The sequence below is a fragment of the Stenotrophomonas sp. NPDC078853 genome, assembly GCF_044901215.1.
GTDB lineage: Bacteria > Pseudomonadota > Gammaproteobacteria > Xanthomonadales > Xanthomonadaceae > Stenotrophomonas > Stenotrophomonas lacuserhaii.
The window spans coordinates 1-15,207 of the sequence record NZ_JBJDOQ010000025.1 but is presented as its reverse complement, the minus strand read 5'-3'; the positions used below and the strand labels follow the sequence as shown (position 1 = coordinate 15,207).

Annotated in this window: 13 protein-coding genes and 1 pseudogene; 5 read left to right on the top strand and 9 right to left on the bottom strand. The window is 66.9% G+C overall.

Annotated elements, in window-relative coordinates; all coding sequences use genetic code 11:
* Position 1: 1 nt before the first annotated feature.
* Together ACI2JH_RS18540 and ACI2JH_RS18535 are read right to left on the bottom strand one after the other, a co-directional pair.
* Entirely contained in the window at positions 2-871 is an 870-nt protein-coding gene (locus tag ACI2JH_RS18540; RefSeq protein WP_404736897.1) for an XAC2610-related protein, read from the bottom strand.
* Between the two features lie 5 nt (positions 872-876).
* Complete coding sequence (locus ACI2JH_RS18535) at positions 877-1,353, bottom strand: DUF3574 domain-containing protein (RefSeq protein ID WP_404736896.1); 477 nt, start codon at positions 1,351-1,353, stop codon at positions 877-879.
* A gap of 250 nt (positions 1,354-1,603) precedes the next feature.
* On the opposite strand from ACI2JH_RS18535, the gene ACI2JH_RS18530 reads away from it, so the two are divergent.
* From ACI2JH_RS18530 to otsA, 4 genes are all read left to right on the top strand, one after another.
* Positions 1,604-4,033 (top strand): TonB-dependent receptor plug domain-containing protein, encoded by a 2,430-nt coding sequence (locus tag ACI2JH_RS18530; RefSeq protein ID WP_404736895.1) that lies wholly within the window; start codon positions 1,604-1,606, stop codon positions 4,031-4,033.
* 196 nt (positions 4,034-4,229) lie between these two features.
* The gene (otsB, locus tag ACI2JH_RS18525) at positions 4,230-4,988 is read left to right on the top strand and encodes a trehalose-phosphatase (RefSeq protein WP_101098811.1); all 759 of its coding nucleotides are present in this window, start codon (positions 4,230-4,232) and stop codon (positions 4,986-4,988) included.
* A 36-nt stretch (positions 4,989-5,024) separates the two neighbouring features.
* On the top strand, positions 5,025-6,806 hold the full coding sequence (locus tag ACI2JH_RS18520; protein WP_404736894.1) for a glycoside hydrolase family 15 protein: 1,782 nt from the start codon (positions 5,025-5,027) through the stop codon (positions 6,804-6,806).
* A complete protein-coding gene (otsA, locus tag ACI2JH_RS18515) occupies positions 6,803-8,167 on the top strand; it encodes an alpha,alpha-trehalose-phosphate synthase (UDP-forming) (RefSeq protein ID WP_182656886.1) in 1,365 nt (454 codons plus the stop codon). Before ACI2JH_RS18520 ends, otsA begins: the two co-directional genes overlap by 4 nt.
* A gap of 78 nt (positions 8,168-8,245) precedes the next feature.
* On the opposite strand, the gene pgeF is transcribed toward otsA, so the two are convergent.
* Complete coding sequence (pgeF, locus tag ACI2JH_RS18510; protein WP_404736893.1) at positions 8,246-9,013, bottom strand: peptidoglycan editing factor PgeF; 768 nt, start codon at positions 9,011-9,013, stop codon at positions 8,246-8,248.
* Positions 9,013-10,008, bottom strand: a complete 996-nt coding sequence (gene rluD / locus ACI2JH_RS18505) for a 23S rRNA pseudouridine(1911/1915/1917) synthase RluD (protein ID WP_191770620.1) — start codon at positions 10,006-10,008, stop codon at positions 9,013-9,015. Before rluD ends, pgeF begins: the two co-directional genes overlap by 1 nt.
* A gap of 114 nt (positions 10,009-10,122) precedes the next feature.
* Here rluD and ACI2JH_RS18500 point away from each other — a divergent pair, with 114 nt between their 5' ends.
* Complete coding sequence (locus ACI2JH_RS18500; RefSeq protein ID WP_101098806.1) at positions 10,123-11,007, top strand: outer membrane protein assembly factor BamD; 885 nt, start codon at positions 10,123-10,125, stop codon at positions 11,005-11,007.
* Between the two features lie 84 nt (positions 11,008-11,091).
* Here the strand turns inward: ACI2JH_RS18500 and ACI2JH_RS18495 are convergent, their stop codons facing one another.
* The 5 genes and pseudogenes from ACI2JH_RS18495 to ACI2JH_RS18475 all read right to left on the bottom strand — a co-directional run.
* Positions 11,092-11,997 carry a hypothetical protein gene (locus tag ACI2JH_RS18495; protein WP_404736892.1) on the bottom strand — a complete coding sequence of 302 codons (906 nt, stop codon included), beginning with the start codon at positions 11,995-11,997 and terminating at the stop codon, positions 11,092-11,094.
* Positions 11,998-12,071: 74 nt separating this feature from the next.
* Positions 12,072-12,197, bottom strand: a complete 126-nt coding sequence (locus tag ACI2JH_RS18490) for a hypothetical protein (protein ID WP_404736891.1) — start codon at positions 12,195-12,197, stop codon at positions 12,072-12,074.
* A gap of 4 nt (positions 12,198-12,201) precedes the next feature.
* Positions 12,202-13,050: a hypothetical protein gene (locus ACI2JH_RS18485; RefSeq protein WP_404736890.1), complete on the bottom strand. Its 849-nt coding sequence runs from the start codon at positions 13,048-13,050 to the stop codon at positions 12,202-12,204.
* A 100-nt stretch (positions 13,051-13,150) separates the two neighbouring features.
* Positions 13,151-14,785 carry an NAD+ synthase gene (locus tag ACI2JH_RS18480; protein ID WP_101098803.1) on the bottom strand — a complete coding sequence of 545 codons (1,635 nt, stop codon included), beginning with the start codon at positions 14,783-14,785 and terminating at the stop codon, positions 13,151-13,153.
* A gap of 150 nt (positions 14,786-14,935) precedes the next feature.
* Positions 14,936-15,207: pseudogene (locus ACI2JH_RS18475) on the bottom strand (succinate--CoA ligase subunit alpha); the annotation flags it as partial.

The following is a 15,207-nucleotide window of genomic DNA, read 5'->3' as shown; positions in this document are numbered from 1 at the left end:
ATCACCCCTGTTCCGGCAAAGCGAGCTGTATCCAGCCCGTGACCGGCCCACGCGTGGGATTGCGGTAGCGCACCTGCAGCCAGCCATCGCGCTCGTCCAGCAGCTCCACCCGGTCCCCTGCCACCAGGTAGCGAGGCGTGCTGGCATCACCAACGGCGCTGTACAGCGCAAGGCGCGTCGGCACCACCCGCGCGTTCCTGCCACGCAATGGCACGCCGCTGACCGGCGGTGACAAGCCATCGCCGATGGCACGCTCCAACGCGCGGCCTGCCGCATCGAAGGTGGTCCACACCGCCAGCGGGCCGGCGTCATCTCCGCCCTCATCCAGCGCCAGCACCGCGGCAAGCGCCTGCAGGTCGAGCATCAGCAGCTGCTCGGCGCGGTAGAGATAGAGTTTCTCGCCCTGGTACCGGTAGAAATCGGTGTACCACATCGGCCCACCGCGGCAGGTGCTGACCAGGGTGCGGGTGGGCGCATCCACGCTCAGCGACCACAACCCATCGCAGTTGGCCGGGGTACCGGTGGGCGCCGCCAGCGGCTGCAGCCGCGCCGTCCGGGCATCGTAGCGATACACCGCCACCGCTTCGTTGACCTGGCCGACGCTGGCGCGCACCACCAGGTCCTGCACGCCGTCGAAGTCGACGTCCTCATGGTCCAGCCGCGAGCGGCCTTCTTCATCGGCCACCCCATCCAGCAGCTGCAATGCGGCGTCCTTGCCGATGCGTACTTCCACGCGACCGCCGTCCAGCATGCGCGCCCGCACCGGCACGCCGGTTGCAGCGTCGAACGCCACGCCGTCACTTTCCGCCCCCAGGGCCTGCATCGCCATGCCGGCGCTGCACAGCGCCATCATCAGCAGCGTTGCGCGCATCCGGTTCAGAACGACACTTCCACCGGCTGGCGCGACCACAGCACCGACTGGTGCTGGGTGGCGGTCTTCCAGGCCAGGCGGATGGCTTCGATGTCGGCCCGGCGCTGCGGGCTGTCTTCGTGCAGCACCACCAGCACCTTGGTGCGCAGGCGGTTGGGTTCGGGATCACCGCGAAACAGCCACTGGCCGTAGGCATCGAACACCGTCAGCCCATCCGGGAAGCGCGGGGTCACTTCCTTGTCCAGGAAGGCACGCCACTGCGCGTCGCTGATGGTAGTGGCCTGTTCGCGCTCACCGGCTCCGCGCTCTTCGCCCACGCCGAAGTACAGCTCACTGCGCACCCAGCCCGCAGCCTGCGCCGGCCGTGCCGCATCGCCCTGCATCGTGGCCGTCGTCGGTGGCGTGCCCGGCCCGCTGGCGGGCAGGCTGGCGCAACCGCTGGTGGCCAGCAACACGGCAAAAACAAGGGACAAACGCTTCATATCGATCACTCTCCAAGGGCAGGTGTGCCCATCGCGCCGCGCACGACAGGCAAAACAGCGCAGCAGCGTACACGGCCCAGCCAGTTGCATCTGCAACCACCGTCATGCCGCGCGGTCACCTGCTGATGCCTAAAAAAACGGGACTTGCGTCCCACAACCCATCACGCCAAGATAATATATCGCTATATCCGGATGGATGTAATTGAAACCATCCGCTCCCCTTCCCCACGTTGTCGCTCCCGGAGTCCGCATGTCCCACCGCCTTTCCGCGTCGCCGCTTGGCCTCGCCATCGCGCTCGCGCTTTCCCCGTTCGCCGCATCGGCACAGGACGCCACCAACCTGGACACGGTGATCGTCACCGGCACCCGCGCCTCCGACCGCACCGTGCTCGAATCGACATCGCCGGTGGACGTGCTGACTGCCGAAGACATCCGCAAGGCCGGCGTCATCAACGGTGAGCTGGGCAGCGCGCTGCAGTCGCTGCTGCCATCGTTCAATTTCCCGCGCCAGTCCAACTCCGGCGGCGCCGACCACGTGCGCGCCGCACAGTTGCGCGGCCTGTCGCCGGACCAGGTGCTGGTGCTGGTGAACGGCAAGCGCCGCCACCACAGCGCCCTGGTCAGCACCGGCAGCAAGATCGGCCGCGGCACCACGCCGGTGGACTTCAATGCCATCCCGGTCAGCGCGATCAAGCGCATTGAAGTGCTGCGCGACGGTGCTGGTGCGTTGTACGGTTCGGACGCGGTGGCCGGCGTGATCAACGTCATCCTGGACAACACACCGGAAGGTGGCGCCATCGAAGCCAGCTTCGGTGCACACCACACCGACCTCAAGCCCATCGGCCGCACCCTCACCGACGGCCAGACCGGCAACTTCAGCGCCAACGTCGGCACCGCGCTGAGCGATGACGGCGGCTTCCTGCGCGTCGGCGTGGAATACAAGAACCGCGAAGCGACCAACCGCGCCGGCTTCGACCAGATCCCACCGTGGGACCAGACCGATGCCAACCTGGCCCTGCAGGGACAGCGCAACTACGTGCTCGGCGACGGTGCCAGCAAGGACCTCAACGCCTGGTTGAACACCGAAATCCCGTTCGGCGAAACCAGCACGTTCTACGCCTTCGGTACCTACAACCAGCGTGACAGCGAAGGCGCGAACTACTTCCGCTATCCGGATGGCGATGCGAACTGGAAGGAGATCTATCCCAACGGTTACCGACCGGTTTCAGAAGGCGAAAACCGCGACGTGCAGGCCGTGGCCGGTGCGCGTGGCCAGTGGGGCGAGTGGACCTACGATGCCAGCCTGGACTTCGGCCAGAACGACTTCACCTACCGCATGCGCAACACCTTGAACGCTTCGCTCGGCCCGACCAGCCCGACGCGCTTCAAGACCGCCGATTACCAGTACGCGCAGTCGGTGGCGAACCTGGACCTGGGCCGGGTGTTCGAGCAGGGCGGGAACATCACCCATACCCTTGGCCTGGGCGCGGAAGCCCGCCATGAACGCTATGAAACCCGCCCCGGCGATCCGGGCAGCTACGCTGCCGGTCCGTTCACCGATCGTCCCACCGGCTCGCAGGCCGGCGGTGGCCTGACCCCGCAGGATGCGGCAGACCTGGCGCGCGACGTGGCCAGCGTCTACGCCAGCGTGTCCAGCCAGATCGGCGACAATTTCTCCAGTGATATCGCCGCGCGCTACGAACACCACGATGACTTTGGTGGCGAACTGACCGGCAAGCTGGGCCTGCGCTATGCGTTCAGCCCGGCCTTCGCGCTGCGTGGCTCGGTGTCCAACAACTACCGCGCCCCGTCGCTGGCGCAGATCGGTTACGAGTCGACTTCCACCGGCTACAACGCGGCCGGCCAGCTCGTGCAGGGCCGCCTGCTGTCGGTGAACAATCCGATCGCCCGCGGGCTCGGCGCCACCGACCTGAAGCCGGAGAAGTCGCTCAACACCAGCTTGGGCTTCACCAGCCGCATCGGTGACAACTTCGACGTCTCGCTGGACCTGTTCCAGATCGACATCGATGACCGCATCGCGCTGTCCGAAGCGATCACCGGCGATGCGCTGACCGGTTTCGTCCAGCAGCAGTACGGCGTGACCGGCCTGGAAAGCGCCAGCTTCTTCGTCAATGCCGCCGACACCCGCACCCGTGGCGCCGAACTGGTGGCCAACTGGCGGCATGCGCTGGGCGATGGCCAGCTTCAGCTGACCGGCACCTGGGCCTACGCCAAGACCGAGCTGAAGAACGTGCTGCCGACCCCGGCCGCGTTGCAGGCGCTGGACCCGGCGTATGTGTTGTTCGGCGTGGAGGAAAGCAACACGCTGAGCGATGCCACGCCGCGTACGCGCGCGCAGTTCTCTGCTTCGTGGAGCAACGACCGCTGGTCGCTGACCAGCCGCGTCAGCCGCCATGGCAGCGCCACGCGCGTGTTCAACTTCGGCGGTGGTTTCGAACCGACCCAGACCTACCAGGCCGAGTGGCAGCTGGATGCGGAAGCCGAGTACCGCATCACCCCGCAGTGGAGCGTGGCGATCGGCGGACAGAACCTGACCGACAACTACCCGGACCTGTCCAACGAAGACATCTACTACTACGGCAACCTGCCGTACGACGTACTGTCGCCGATCGGCAGCAATGGCGCGTATTTCTACGGCCGCGTGCGTTACACCTTCTAAGCGCGGGCAGGGGCTGGGTGACGGCCTGATGGGTGACTACCGTGGTCGTCACGCCTCCAAGCGGTGACGACCAACGGTCGTCACCCACCTACTCACTCACTCACCCACCCACTCACTCACTCACCCTTTGACTCATCCACCGGTCAGTCCGCTGCGATGACCCCATGCTCACGCCAGCGCTGGCATCGTGCCGGGCATGGCAAACGACCTCCCCCTTCGTCCGCCACCGCCGCTGCTGGACGATGCCTGCGCATTGTTCCTCGACGTGGATGGCACCCTGATCGAGTTCGCCGACCGCCCCGACGCGGTCACCCTGCTGCCGGAAGTGCGTGAGGCCATCGGCCGCATCAGCGACCGCCTGGAAGGCGCCGTGGCGCTGGTAAGCGGTCGCCCGCTGGACCAGCTCGATGCGCTGTTCGCGCCGCTGCACCTGCCCGCCGCTGGCCTGCACGGCCACCAACTGCGTGATGCCGGCGGCGCGCTGCACGACAGCGCCGAGGACGAAAGCACCACCGAATGGCTGCATGCCCTGCACCAGCAGGCGATGCGCTTCGCCCACGGCCATCCTGGCGTGCTGGTCGAAGACAAAGGCCCCAGCATGGCCCTGCACTGGCGCGGTGCGCCGCACGCCGCCAGCGACGTCCGCGCCTTCGCCAACCGCCATATCCGCGGCAATGCCGGCTATCGACTGCAGCCGGGCGACCACGTCGTCGAATTCGTCCCGGTCGGCAGCGACAAGGGACGCGCGGTCCGCCGGATGATGCAGTACCTGCCCTTCCGAGGTCGCCTGCCGGTGTTCATCGGCGATGATCTGACCGACGAACACGGTTTCGAAGCCTCCAACGGGCTGCATGGCTGGAGCGTGCTGGTCGGTGAACGCGAGCCCAGCGTGGCGGTCTTCCAGTTGTCGGACATACGCAGCGTGCACGCATGGTTGCGTGAGAATGCGTGGTAGGCCGGCCCCCACGGCCGCAGACGAGAAGCTTCGCCCATGTCCCAACCTGATCTGAACCTCGGTGTCGTCGGCAACGGCAGTTTCGGCGCGTTGATCAACCGCCAGGCGCGCGTTGTATGGAGCTGCCTGCCCACCTTCGACGGCGACCCCACCTTCTGCGCGCTGCTCAGTCCGAACCAGCAGGAAGGCGGCGATTTCGCCATCGAACTGGAAGACCTGGCCAGCACCGAACAGGAATACCTCAGCAACACCGCGATCCTGCGCACCGTGCTGCGCGACAGCCACGGCGGCGCGCTGGAGATCATCGATTTCGCTCCACGCTGGCGCCAGAACGACCGCTTCTACCGCCCGGTCAGCCTGATCCGCCAAGTGCGCCCGATCGCCGGCAGCCCACGCATCCGGGTACTGGCGCGTCCGCTTGCCGACTGGGGCCAGCGCGTGCCCGACTCCACCTGGGGCAGCAACCACGTGCGCTGGGTACTGCCCGACCACGTACTGCGCCTGACCACCGACGTGCCGATCCGCTTCGTGCGCGACGGCCTGCCGTTCGTGCTCAACCACCCGGTGCACCTGGTGCTGGGCGTGGATGAATCACTCAACCGCTCGCTGAGCGGCTACGTGCAGGAATCCTTCCAGCGCACGCGCGATTACTGGCGCGAGTGGGTGCGCTACCTGTCCATCCCGCTGGAATGGCAGGAGGCGGTGATCCGCAGTGCGATCACCCTGAAGCTGTGCCAGTACGAAGACAGCGGCGCGATCATCGCAGCGATGACCACCTCCATCCCTGAGGCGCCGGGCAGCATCCGCAACTGGGATTACCGCTACTGCTGGCTGCGTGACGCGGCCTTCGTGGTGCGCTCGCTCAACCGGCTCGGCGCCACCCGCACCATGGAGCAGTTCCTCGGCTACATCTTCAACCTGGCCACTGCCGATGGCACCCTGCAGCCGTTGTACGGCATCGGCTTTGAGGCCACCCTGGACGAGCACGAGGTGCCCTCGTTGTCCGGCTATCGCGGCATGGGGCCGGTGCGTCGCGGCAACCTGGCCTGGGTGCAGCGCCAGCACGATGTCTACGGCAGCGTGGTGCTGGCCTCCACCCAGCTGTTCTTCGACCGCCGCCTGCAGGACCCCGGCGACGCACACGCGTTCGCGCGGCTGGAGCCGCTGGGCGAGCAGGCCTACCTGCTGCACGACGTCCCCGATGCTGGCCTGTGGGAATTCCGCGGCCGCACCGAAGTGCACACCTACACCGCCGCGATGTGCTGGGCCGCCTGTGACCGCCTGTGCAAGATCGCCGTGCGCCTGAAGCTGGACGACCGCGCGTTCTACTGGCGCGAGCGCGCCGACACCATCCACCAGCGCATCATGAAGGAGTCGTGGAACGAGGAGCTTGGCCATTTCACCGATGCCTTCGGTGGGCACCGCCTGGATGCCTCGCTGCTGCTGCTGGCCGACATCGGGTTCATCGAACCCATGGATGCGCGCTTCATCACCACGGTGGAGGCCATCGGCCGTGACCTCAAGCACGGCGACGCGCTGTACCGCTACGTCGCACCCGACGACTTCGGCGAGCCGGAAACCAGCTTCACCATCTGCACCTTCTGGTACATCGACGCGCTGGCGGCGATCGGTCGCATGGAAGAAGCCCGCGCGATGTTCGAGGTACTGCTGTCGCGGCGCAACCACCTGGGCCTGCTCTCCGAAGACCTTTCCTTCGAAAGCGGCGAGGCCTGGGGCAACTTCCCACAGACCTATTCGCACGTCGGCCTGATCACCGCCGCGATGCGGCTTTCGCGTTCCTGGCAGGAGGCTTCATGAGTCGTCTGGTCGTCGTTTCCAACCGCGTCGCCATTCCCGGCGATACCCGTCCGGGAGGCCTGGCAGTGGGCCTGCTGGCCGCGCTGAAGGAGCGCGGCGGCCTGTGGTTCGGCTGGAGCGGCAAGTCGGTGAAGGACAACAGCGGTGCGCTGCATGAGCAGGTCGACGGCGATATCCGCTATGTCACCATGGACCTCAACAAGCGTGACGTGGACGGGTATTACAACGGCTTCGCCAACCGCACGTTGTGGCCGCTGCTGCACTTCCGCCTGGACCTGGTGGACTACGATCGCGGCACCCGCGAAACCTACCACCGGGTCAACGAGCTGTTCGCCAGCAAGCTGGCGCCGCTGCTGCGCGAAGACGACATCGTCTGGATCCACGACTACCACCTGATCCCGCTGGCGGCGATGCTGCGCGAACGCGGCATCGGCTGCCGTATCGGTTTCTTCCTGCACGTCCCGCTGCCCTCGGCCGATCTGCTGCAGGCCATGCCCGACCACCTGCGGCTGTTCTCCGCGTTGTACGCCTGCGATCTGGTTGGCTTCCAGACCCAGCGCGATGCGGACCGCTTCCAGACCTACCTGCGCTTGTTCGGCGGTGGCCGCGTGCTGGGTGATGGGAAGCTGGAGGCTCCGGACGGCCGCACTTTCCGCGCGGCCGCTTTCCCGATCGGCATCGACACCGAACGCATCGCCCAGCAGGCCAAGGCTGCGGCCAACAAGCCGGCGGTCAAGGATCTGCGCAACAGCCTGCGTGAGCGCCAACTGGCGATCGGCGTGGACCGGCTGGATTACTCCAAGGGCCTGCCGGAGCGCTTCAAGGGCTTCGAGCGCTACCTGGAACGGCATGCCGACCAGCATGGCAGCCTGACCTATCTGCAGATCGCCCCGGTATCGCGCGGCGACGTCACCGAGTACCGCGATCTGCGCAGCCAGCTGGAGCAGATCGCCGGGCACATCAACGGCGGCCACGCGGCACCGGACTGGACACCGCTGCGTTACGTCAACCAGAACTTCACCCACGCCACGCTGACCGGCTTCTACCGTGCCGCCGCCGTGGGCCTGGTGACACCGCTGCGTGACGGCATGAACCTGGTCGCCAAGGAATACGTGGCGTCGCAGGACCCGGACAACCCCGGCGTGCTGGTACTGTCACTGCTGGCCGGTGCGGCCGATGAGATGAAGCAGGCGCTGCTGGTCAATCCGCACGACCTGGACGGTGTGGCCGATGCCATCGCCACCGCGGCCACCATGCCGCTCAAGCGCCGCCAGGAGCGCTGGAACGCGATGATGGACCACCTGCGCCGCTACGACATCAACCACTGGCGGCAGACCTTCCTGCAGGCCCTGGAGGCCTGACATCCCGGTAGCGCCGACCCATGGTCGGCGAGCGCAGCGGGCCGTTGGCCGATCCATTCCGCCGAACACGGCTCGGCGCTATCCGATCCAGGCCAGGGTCGCCATGCGCCCGGTTCGGCGGTCGCGGCGGTGCGAGAACAGATCCGGGTCGGCCATCGTCGAGTACGTGCCGCCATGGATGTCAGCGCCCTTCAGCCCCGCCGCCTGCAGGCGCATCCGCGCCAAGGCGTACAGGTCCACTTTCCAGTGGCCCGGACGCGTCGCCACGAAGGCGGCCGCTGCGGCAGGGTCATGACCCACGAATGCATGGTGGACCTCTTCGCCGATCTCATAATCAGCCGGTCCGGCCGCCGGCCCCAGCCAGGCCAGCAGCCCGGACGGCGGTGTCTGCATCGCCACCACGGTCGCTTCCAGCATGCCATCGGCCAGCCCACGCCAGCCTGCATGCGCGGCCCCCACCTCGCTGCCATCGCGAGCGGCCAGCACCACCGGCAGGCAGTCCGCGGTCAGGATCGCCAGCACCACGCCGGGCACCGAGGTCACCGCGGCATCGGCCACCGGCTCACTCGCACCGGCCACCGGCGCTGCGTCGAACCGCAACACCGTGGTGCCATGTACCTGGCGCAGCCAGTGCGGCGGTGAGGGCAAGGCCAGGCCGGCGTGCAGCAGCGCGCGGTTGCGCTCCACGTGGGCCGGCTGGTCGCCATCGGCGGCATGCCGGTTGCCCAGGTTGAACTGGTCGAACGGCGGCAACGACACCCCCGCCCCATGCCGCCGCGTGGTCAGCGCGCGCACCCCGGCCGGGGCCGGCCATTGCGGCATCAGCAGGGGCAGCGCGCTGTCCATCAGCGGCGGTCGCGGCCGCGCTCGCGCTCGGCGAACAGCTCGCTGTCTTCGCGCAGGGCTTTCAACAGCTGCAGCATGTCGGCCGGCGCCGGCGCGGTGTTGCGCACCATTTCGCCGGTGATGGGGTGCACGAACTCCAGCGTTTCGGCATGCAGGGCCTGGCGCTTGAAACCACGCAGCGCAGCGACCAGCTCATCGCTGGCGCCCTTCGGCAGCTTCAGCGCGCCGCCGTACAGCTGGTCCCCGACGATCGCGTGGCGCAGGTGCGCCATGTGCACGCGGATCTGGTGGGTGCGGCCGGTTTCCAGCCGGCACTCAAGCGCCGTATGGGCACGGAAGCGCTCACGCAGGCGGTAATGGGTGATCGCCTCCTTGCCGTCTTCGCGCACGCCCATCTTCAGGCGGTCACGCGGATGGCGGTCGATCGGCGCATCCGCGGTACCGCCGGCCACCAGCGCACCGACCACCACCGCCAGGTACTGGCGATGCACCTGGCGTGCGGACAGCTGTTCCACCAGCGCGGTCTGTGCCTGGATGGTGCGGGCGATCACCATGACACCGCTGGTGTCCTTGTCCAGCCGGTGCACGATGCCCGCGCGCGGCAGCGCCGACACCGACGGATCGCGGAACAGCAGCGCGTTGACCAGGGTGCCGCTGGAATTGCCGGCGCCCGGGTGCACCACCAGGCCCACCGGCTTGTTGATCACCAGCAGGTGTTCGTCTTCGAACAGGACGTCCAGCGGGATGTCCTCCGGCTCGGCATGAGTCTGGGTTTCCAGCACCGCATTGAGCGTGGCGACCTCGCCGCCGCGCACCGGGTCACGGCCGCGCACGGTCACCCCGTCCAGCAGCACGTCGCCGGATTTGATCCACTCGGTCAGCTTGGAACGGGAGTATTCGGGGAACAGTTCGGCCAGCACCGCGTCGAAACGACGACCGGCGGCGGTATCGGGGACAACGGCCTGGCGGGCCTGTTCAGCAGCAGATTCGGACATGGCGGCAACTTTTGGAGACGAAATTGGGGGTCCCGTGGACAGGTTTCAGTCGCGGGACAGGACACTAGGCTATCATCGACCCTTCGTATTCCAGCCGCGTCCCGCCTTGACCTCATGATCCGACGCTCTTCCCCGCTCTTTGCGCCCGTCCGCCTGACCGCCCTGCTGCTGGTCCTGGTGATCGCCGCCACTGGTTGCAACCGTGGCACCAAGGGGGACAACCCCGATGAAGGCCAACCGGTCGAGACGTTGTACCAGAAGGCCCACGGCCTGATGGAAGGCGGCAACTGGAGCGGTGCGGAAACCAGCTTCCGCCGCCTGGTGGCCCAGTATCCGTACGGCCCGTACACCGAACAGGCGATGATCGAAACCGCCTACGCCCAGTTCAAGGCCGGCAAGCACGACGATGCGGTGTCCAGCATCGACCGCTTCATCCGGACCTACCCGACCCATCGCAACGTGGCGTACATGTACTACCTGCGTGGCCTGTCCAACAGCAACCGCGATACGGTTTTCCTGCGCCGCGTATGGTCGTTGGACGCCAGCCGCCGCGACCTGTCCACGCCGCGCCAGGCCTATGCCGATTTCAACATCGTCATCGACCGCTACCCGAACAGCCGCTACGCCGAAGATGCGCGCCGCCGGATGACCGAACTGCGTGACGTGTTCGCCCAGCACGAGCTGGACAACGCGCTGTACTACCTGCGCCGGGAAGCGTGGCTGTCCGCTGCGGGCCGTGCCAACTACCTGCTGGAAACCTACCCGCAGAGTGCCTACCAGTACGATGCGGTGGCGGTGCTGGCCGAGGCCTACACCCGCGCCGGCAACGAGACGCTGGCCGGTGACGCCCGCCGTGTGCTGGAGCTCAACGCCCCGGACCACCCGTGGCTGCAGAACGACTGGCCGAACTACCCGTGGATGATCCGCAAGCTCAACCCGTTCGCGGGCGAGAAGTCGGCCACCACCGGCATGCGCAACGCGACGATGAACCGCAAGTAATCAGCCTCATGCGTCGCTGAAAAACTGAAAGCCCCGCAGTTCTGCTGCGGGGCTTTTCTGTGGCGGGCCGGTCCGTTTCCGCAATCAGTCGATTGCTTCGGCGCTGCTGCTCCGCTGGGGGATACGTGCATTGATGTGGTCCACCAACAGGCGTAGCACATGCCGCCGCTGGTGCGGGGTGAGCGGCACGGCAGGATCATCGGGGAAGTTCCGGCCCAGCCAGTTCGCCAGCTCGACGCCAAGATCTTCCGGGTAATGCTCGGGCCGGGCGTTGATCGTCTCCTGCCCGATGGCCCTCAGCAGCTCGCCCAGCTTGAGCCCCTCGTCTTTGGCAACCCAGTCGAAACGATCCATCGTGGTGGCGCCCACCACTTCACCGCTGTCCTTTTCGCTCAGTACCTGCATCAGATCGGCCACGGTCAGCGGCGACGTCAGTCGCTCCAGGCCCAGTCCAGTGCGGTCGACCAACTCGATCTCCAGCGCCAACATGGCATCCTGATACGTGCTCTTTCCGCTGAACTCGGCATGCACGTCCTTGCGCAGCTGGTCCAGCGAGCGATAGGTCGCCCTGGGCAACGTGCCGGGCTCGAAGGAAGCGGCAAGCCTCCTGCCCGCATCTGGTATCACATCCATCGCTGATCGCCTCAGTGCATCGACGCACCACACATCGTCACCGTCGGCGCAGGCATCGCCGGCCAGCTCGAGCAGGCACAACGCAGTCCTGCGCTGCTCCGGCAGGCCACGAGACGAGATGCGATACAGGCAATTCTCGAATGCGACCTCCACGTCCGCCAAGCCGATCGGCGCATCCTGCAGCTGGCGGCCGGCACCGTTGGGCACGATCCAGTGGGTGCCGTGGTTGCAGATATCGGCAATGGGCAGATGCATCAATCTGGAGTCGACGGAAGGCTGGCTGGCCCGCTGGGCACTTCGGCCCTGCAGCCCGGCCACGGCGCCAAGGCCGGCGACCAACATCTCGGCAAGTCTCATCTGGTTGCTCCTGGGTTGCACATGCGTGCTGCTGGAAAGCAGGCTGCGCCGCTCACCCGGCGCGCGCCTGGAACTCAGATCCCGGTGCGTTCGGCGATCAGATCGACGACCTTCGCTTCGAAGGCCCCCTCTGCCGATGCGGACGCCTGGCCTGCATGGATGCGATGCTGCCCGACAAGGAAGGCGCGCTCGTCCTTCACGCGGTCAGACTGGTAATACAACGCCGCATTGGCGCGCCGCAGCGCCCCGCTCCATGGTGGTCGGGGGAGCCAATATCTCTTCGCTGCACGCTTCCTGCAGGACCAGGTCCAGGTCCGCCCGGATGAACAATCCTGGTTGACCCAGCGCATCATTGTCCACGCGCTCGTCAAGGTTGCAGTCCCTGATGATGCGGCCTGCGGCGTGTTTGATCCGATGCTGGACCGCAGGCAGCCCATTGGCGAGACGCGCCGCATCCTCGATGTTCTGCAGTACCGGCGTGGGCTTCACCATCGTCACCGACGCATGCATGCCACGCTCGACCAGGGCGACATACCGGCCGGCTTCGGAATCAAGGTCAGGCGCCTCACGCCCTACCTCGCGGAACTGATCCGGATCGAACGGGATCTCCATCGCACGATTGAACGCGATCTGTCCCATGCAGTGCGCCTCGGTAGCGGCCGGAACGATACCCGCCAGATGGCGCGTGCGCATGCACAGCGCTACCTCGGCACCGATGTGGCGGCCTGTCTGTTCCCACTGGTCAGCAGCCGTCGAAGCGGGTGCATCGGCAACACCCTCCGGGCCGGGCAGCCCAGGATACCGGCAGCCGGACGGCCCCGCGCCGGCCGGGCGCAGGCCGGCCAGCATCGCCGCCATCAAGGTGAGGGCCCTTCCCGGCTCACGACATGCCGCCTTCAGGCCCCGCAGCGCCAAGCACCCCGCCGCGTTGGACACCTGCTTCAAACGGCCCGGCAGTGACCCGGCGTGGGGGGCGGGACAGCGCCGTCGGGCGGGGGCTGCGCTCACGGCGCTGATCGTCGCCTGTACAGGCAGGGTGGGAGTCAGATTCATGCAATGCACTCCTGCTGATCGGGGCTACCAAGATTGCCGCTATCACAGGTGGCTGCATGCAGATTTCGCTCAGAGCACTGCTCTCAGGGGTTTGCTCTCTTCAGCCCTGGTATCCGTTGGTGATCGGATAGCGTCGCTCCCGCCCGAATGCGCGGCGCGAGACCTTCGGGCCCGGCGCGGCCTGGTGGCGCTTCCATTCGCTGATGCGCACCAGCCGCAGCACACGCTCCACCACCTCGGTGGCATAACCGGCGGCGATGATTTCCTCCCGCGATTGTTCCTGGTCCACGAAGCGGTACAGGATGCCGTCCAGCACGTCGTAGGCCGGCAGCGAATCCTGGTCGGTCTGGTTCTCACGCAGTTCGGCCGACGGCGGCCGGCTGATCACCGCCGGCGGAATCACCGGTGCGCCGCCCACGGTATTGCGCCACTTGGCCAGCCCGAACACTTCGGTCTTGTACAGGTCCTTCAGCGGTGCGTATCCGCCGCACATGTCCCCGTAGATGGTCGCGTAACCCACCGCGTACTCACTCTTGTTGCCCGTGGTCAGCAGCAGGCCACCGAACTTGTTGGCCAGCGCCATCAGGATCACCCCGCGGCTGCGGCTCTGCAGGTTCTCTTCGGTGATGTCCGGCGTGGTGCCTTCGAACATCGGCCCGAGCGCCTCCATCAGGCCCTTGAACGCAGGCTCGATGGAGATTTCTTCGAGCTTCACGCCGAGCGCCTCGCATTGTTCGCTGGCCAGGTCGTTGGACAGTCCGGCGGTGTAACGCGAAGGCAGCCGCACGGCGGTCACGTTCTCCGCGCCCAGTGCATCCACGGCCATCGCCAGCACCAGCGCCGAATCGATGCCACCGGACAAGCCCAGCCAGACTTTCCGGAACCCGTTCTTGCTGCAGTAGTCCTGCAGGCCGCGGGTGACCGCGCGCCATGCCAGCGCGTCCATGCTCTCATCGCCGTCGTCCATCCACTGCAGCGGCATGAAGCGCCGGGCTTCGCTTTCGTACTCGACCACCAGCCACTGTTCGGCGAAGGCCGCGGCGGCCGGGTGCACGGTGCCGTCGGCGTCGGCCACCACCGACGCGCCATCGAACACCAGCGCGTCCTGGCCACCGACCACGTTGAGGTAGGCGATGGCGGCCCCGCTTTCGCGCGTCCGCGCAGCCAGCACCGCATCGCGCTGCGCATGCTTGCCACGCTCATAGGGCGATGCATTGGGGACCACCACCAGCTGCGCGCCATTGCGCACGGTGTCGGCCAGCGGCTCGGCGAACCACAGGTCCTCGCAGATCAGTACGCCTACCGGCACGCCGTTGACGTCGAACACGCAGCTCGGGCCGTCCGGGTCGATATCGAAGTAACGGCGCTCGTCGAACACCGCATAGTTGGGCAGCTCGCGCTTGCGGTAGGTTTTTTCCACGATGCCATCGCGCAGCACGCTGGCCGCGTTGTAGACCACTGCGCCGGCCGGTTCGGGCCAACCGACCACGGCGGTGATGCCGGTACAGGCCAGCGCGATGCGCTGCATTGCCTGTTCGCAATGCTGCAGGAAACCCGGCCGCAGCAGCAGGTCTTCCGGCGGATAGCCGCTGACGGCCAGTTCGGGGAACAGCACCAGGTCGGCGCCGTGGTCGTCGCGCGCCTGCTCGATCATCTCGATGATCCGGTCGGTATTGGCGGCGACTGCGCCGACCGGGAAATCAAACTGCGCCATCGCGATGCGGATCGAAGCCATTAGGGATTCCAGCCTGTGGTTGCCATGCCGCCATTGTAGCGCCGCGCCCAAACGCAGAAAGCCGCCCGAAGGCGGCTTTCTGTTTACTCCTGCAGCCGCCGAGCATGGCTCGGCGCTACAGAATCGTGCCGGCCGGGGCCGGCAGAGGCCTTACTTGACCAGCTTGGCGATGGCAGCGCCGAGGTCGCCCGGCGAACGGACGGTGACAACACCGGCCGCTTCCATGGCGGCGAACTTGCCTTCCGCGGTGCCCTTGCCGCCCGATGCGATCGCACCGGCGTGGCCCATGCGCTTGCCGGCCGGAGCCGACGCACCGGCGATGAAGCCGACCACCGGCTTCTTCACGAACTGCTTGATGTACTCGGCACCGGCTTCTTCGGCGTCACCGCCGATTTCGCCGACCATGATGATGCCTTCGGTCT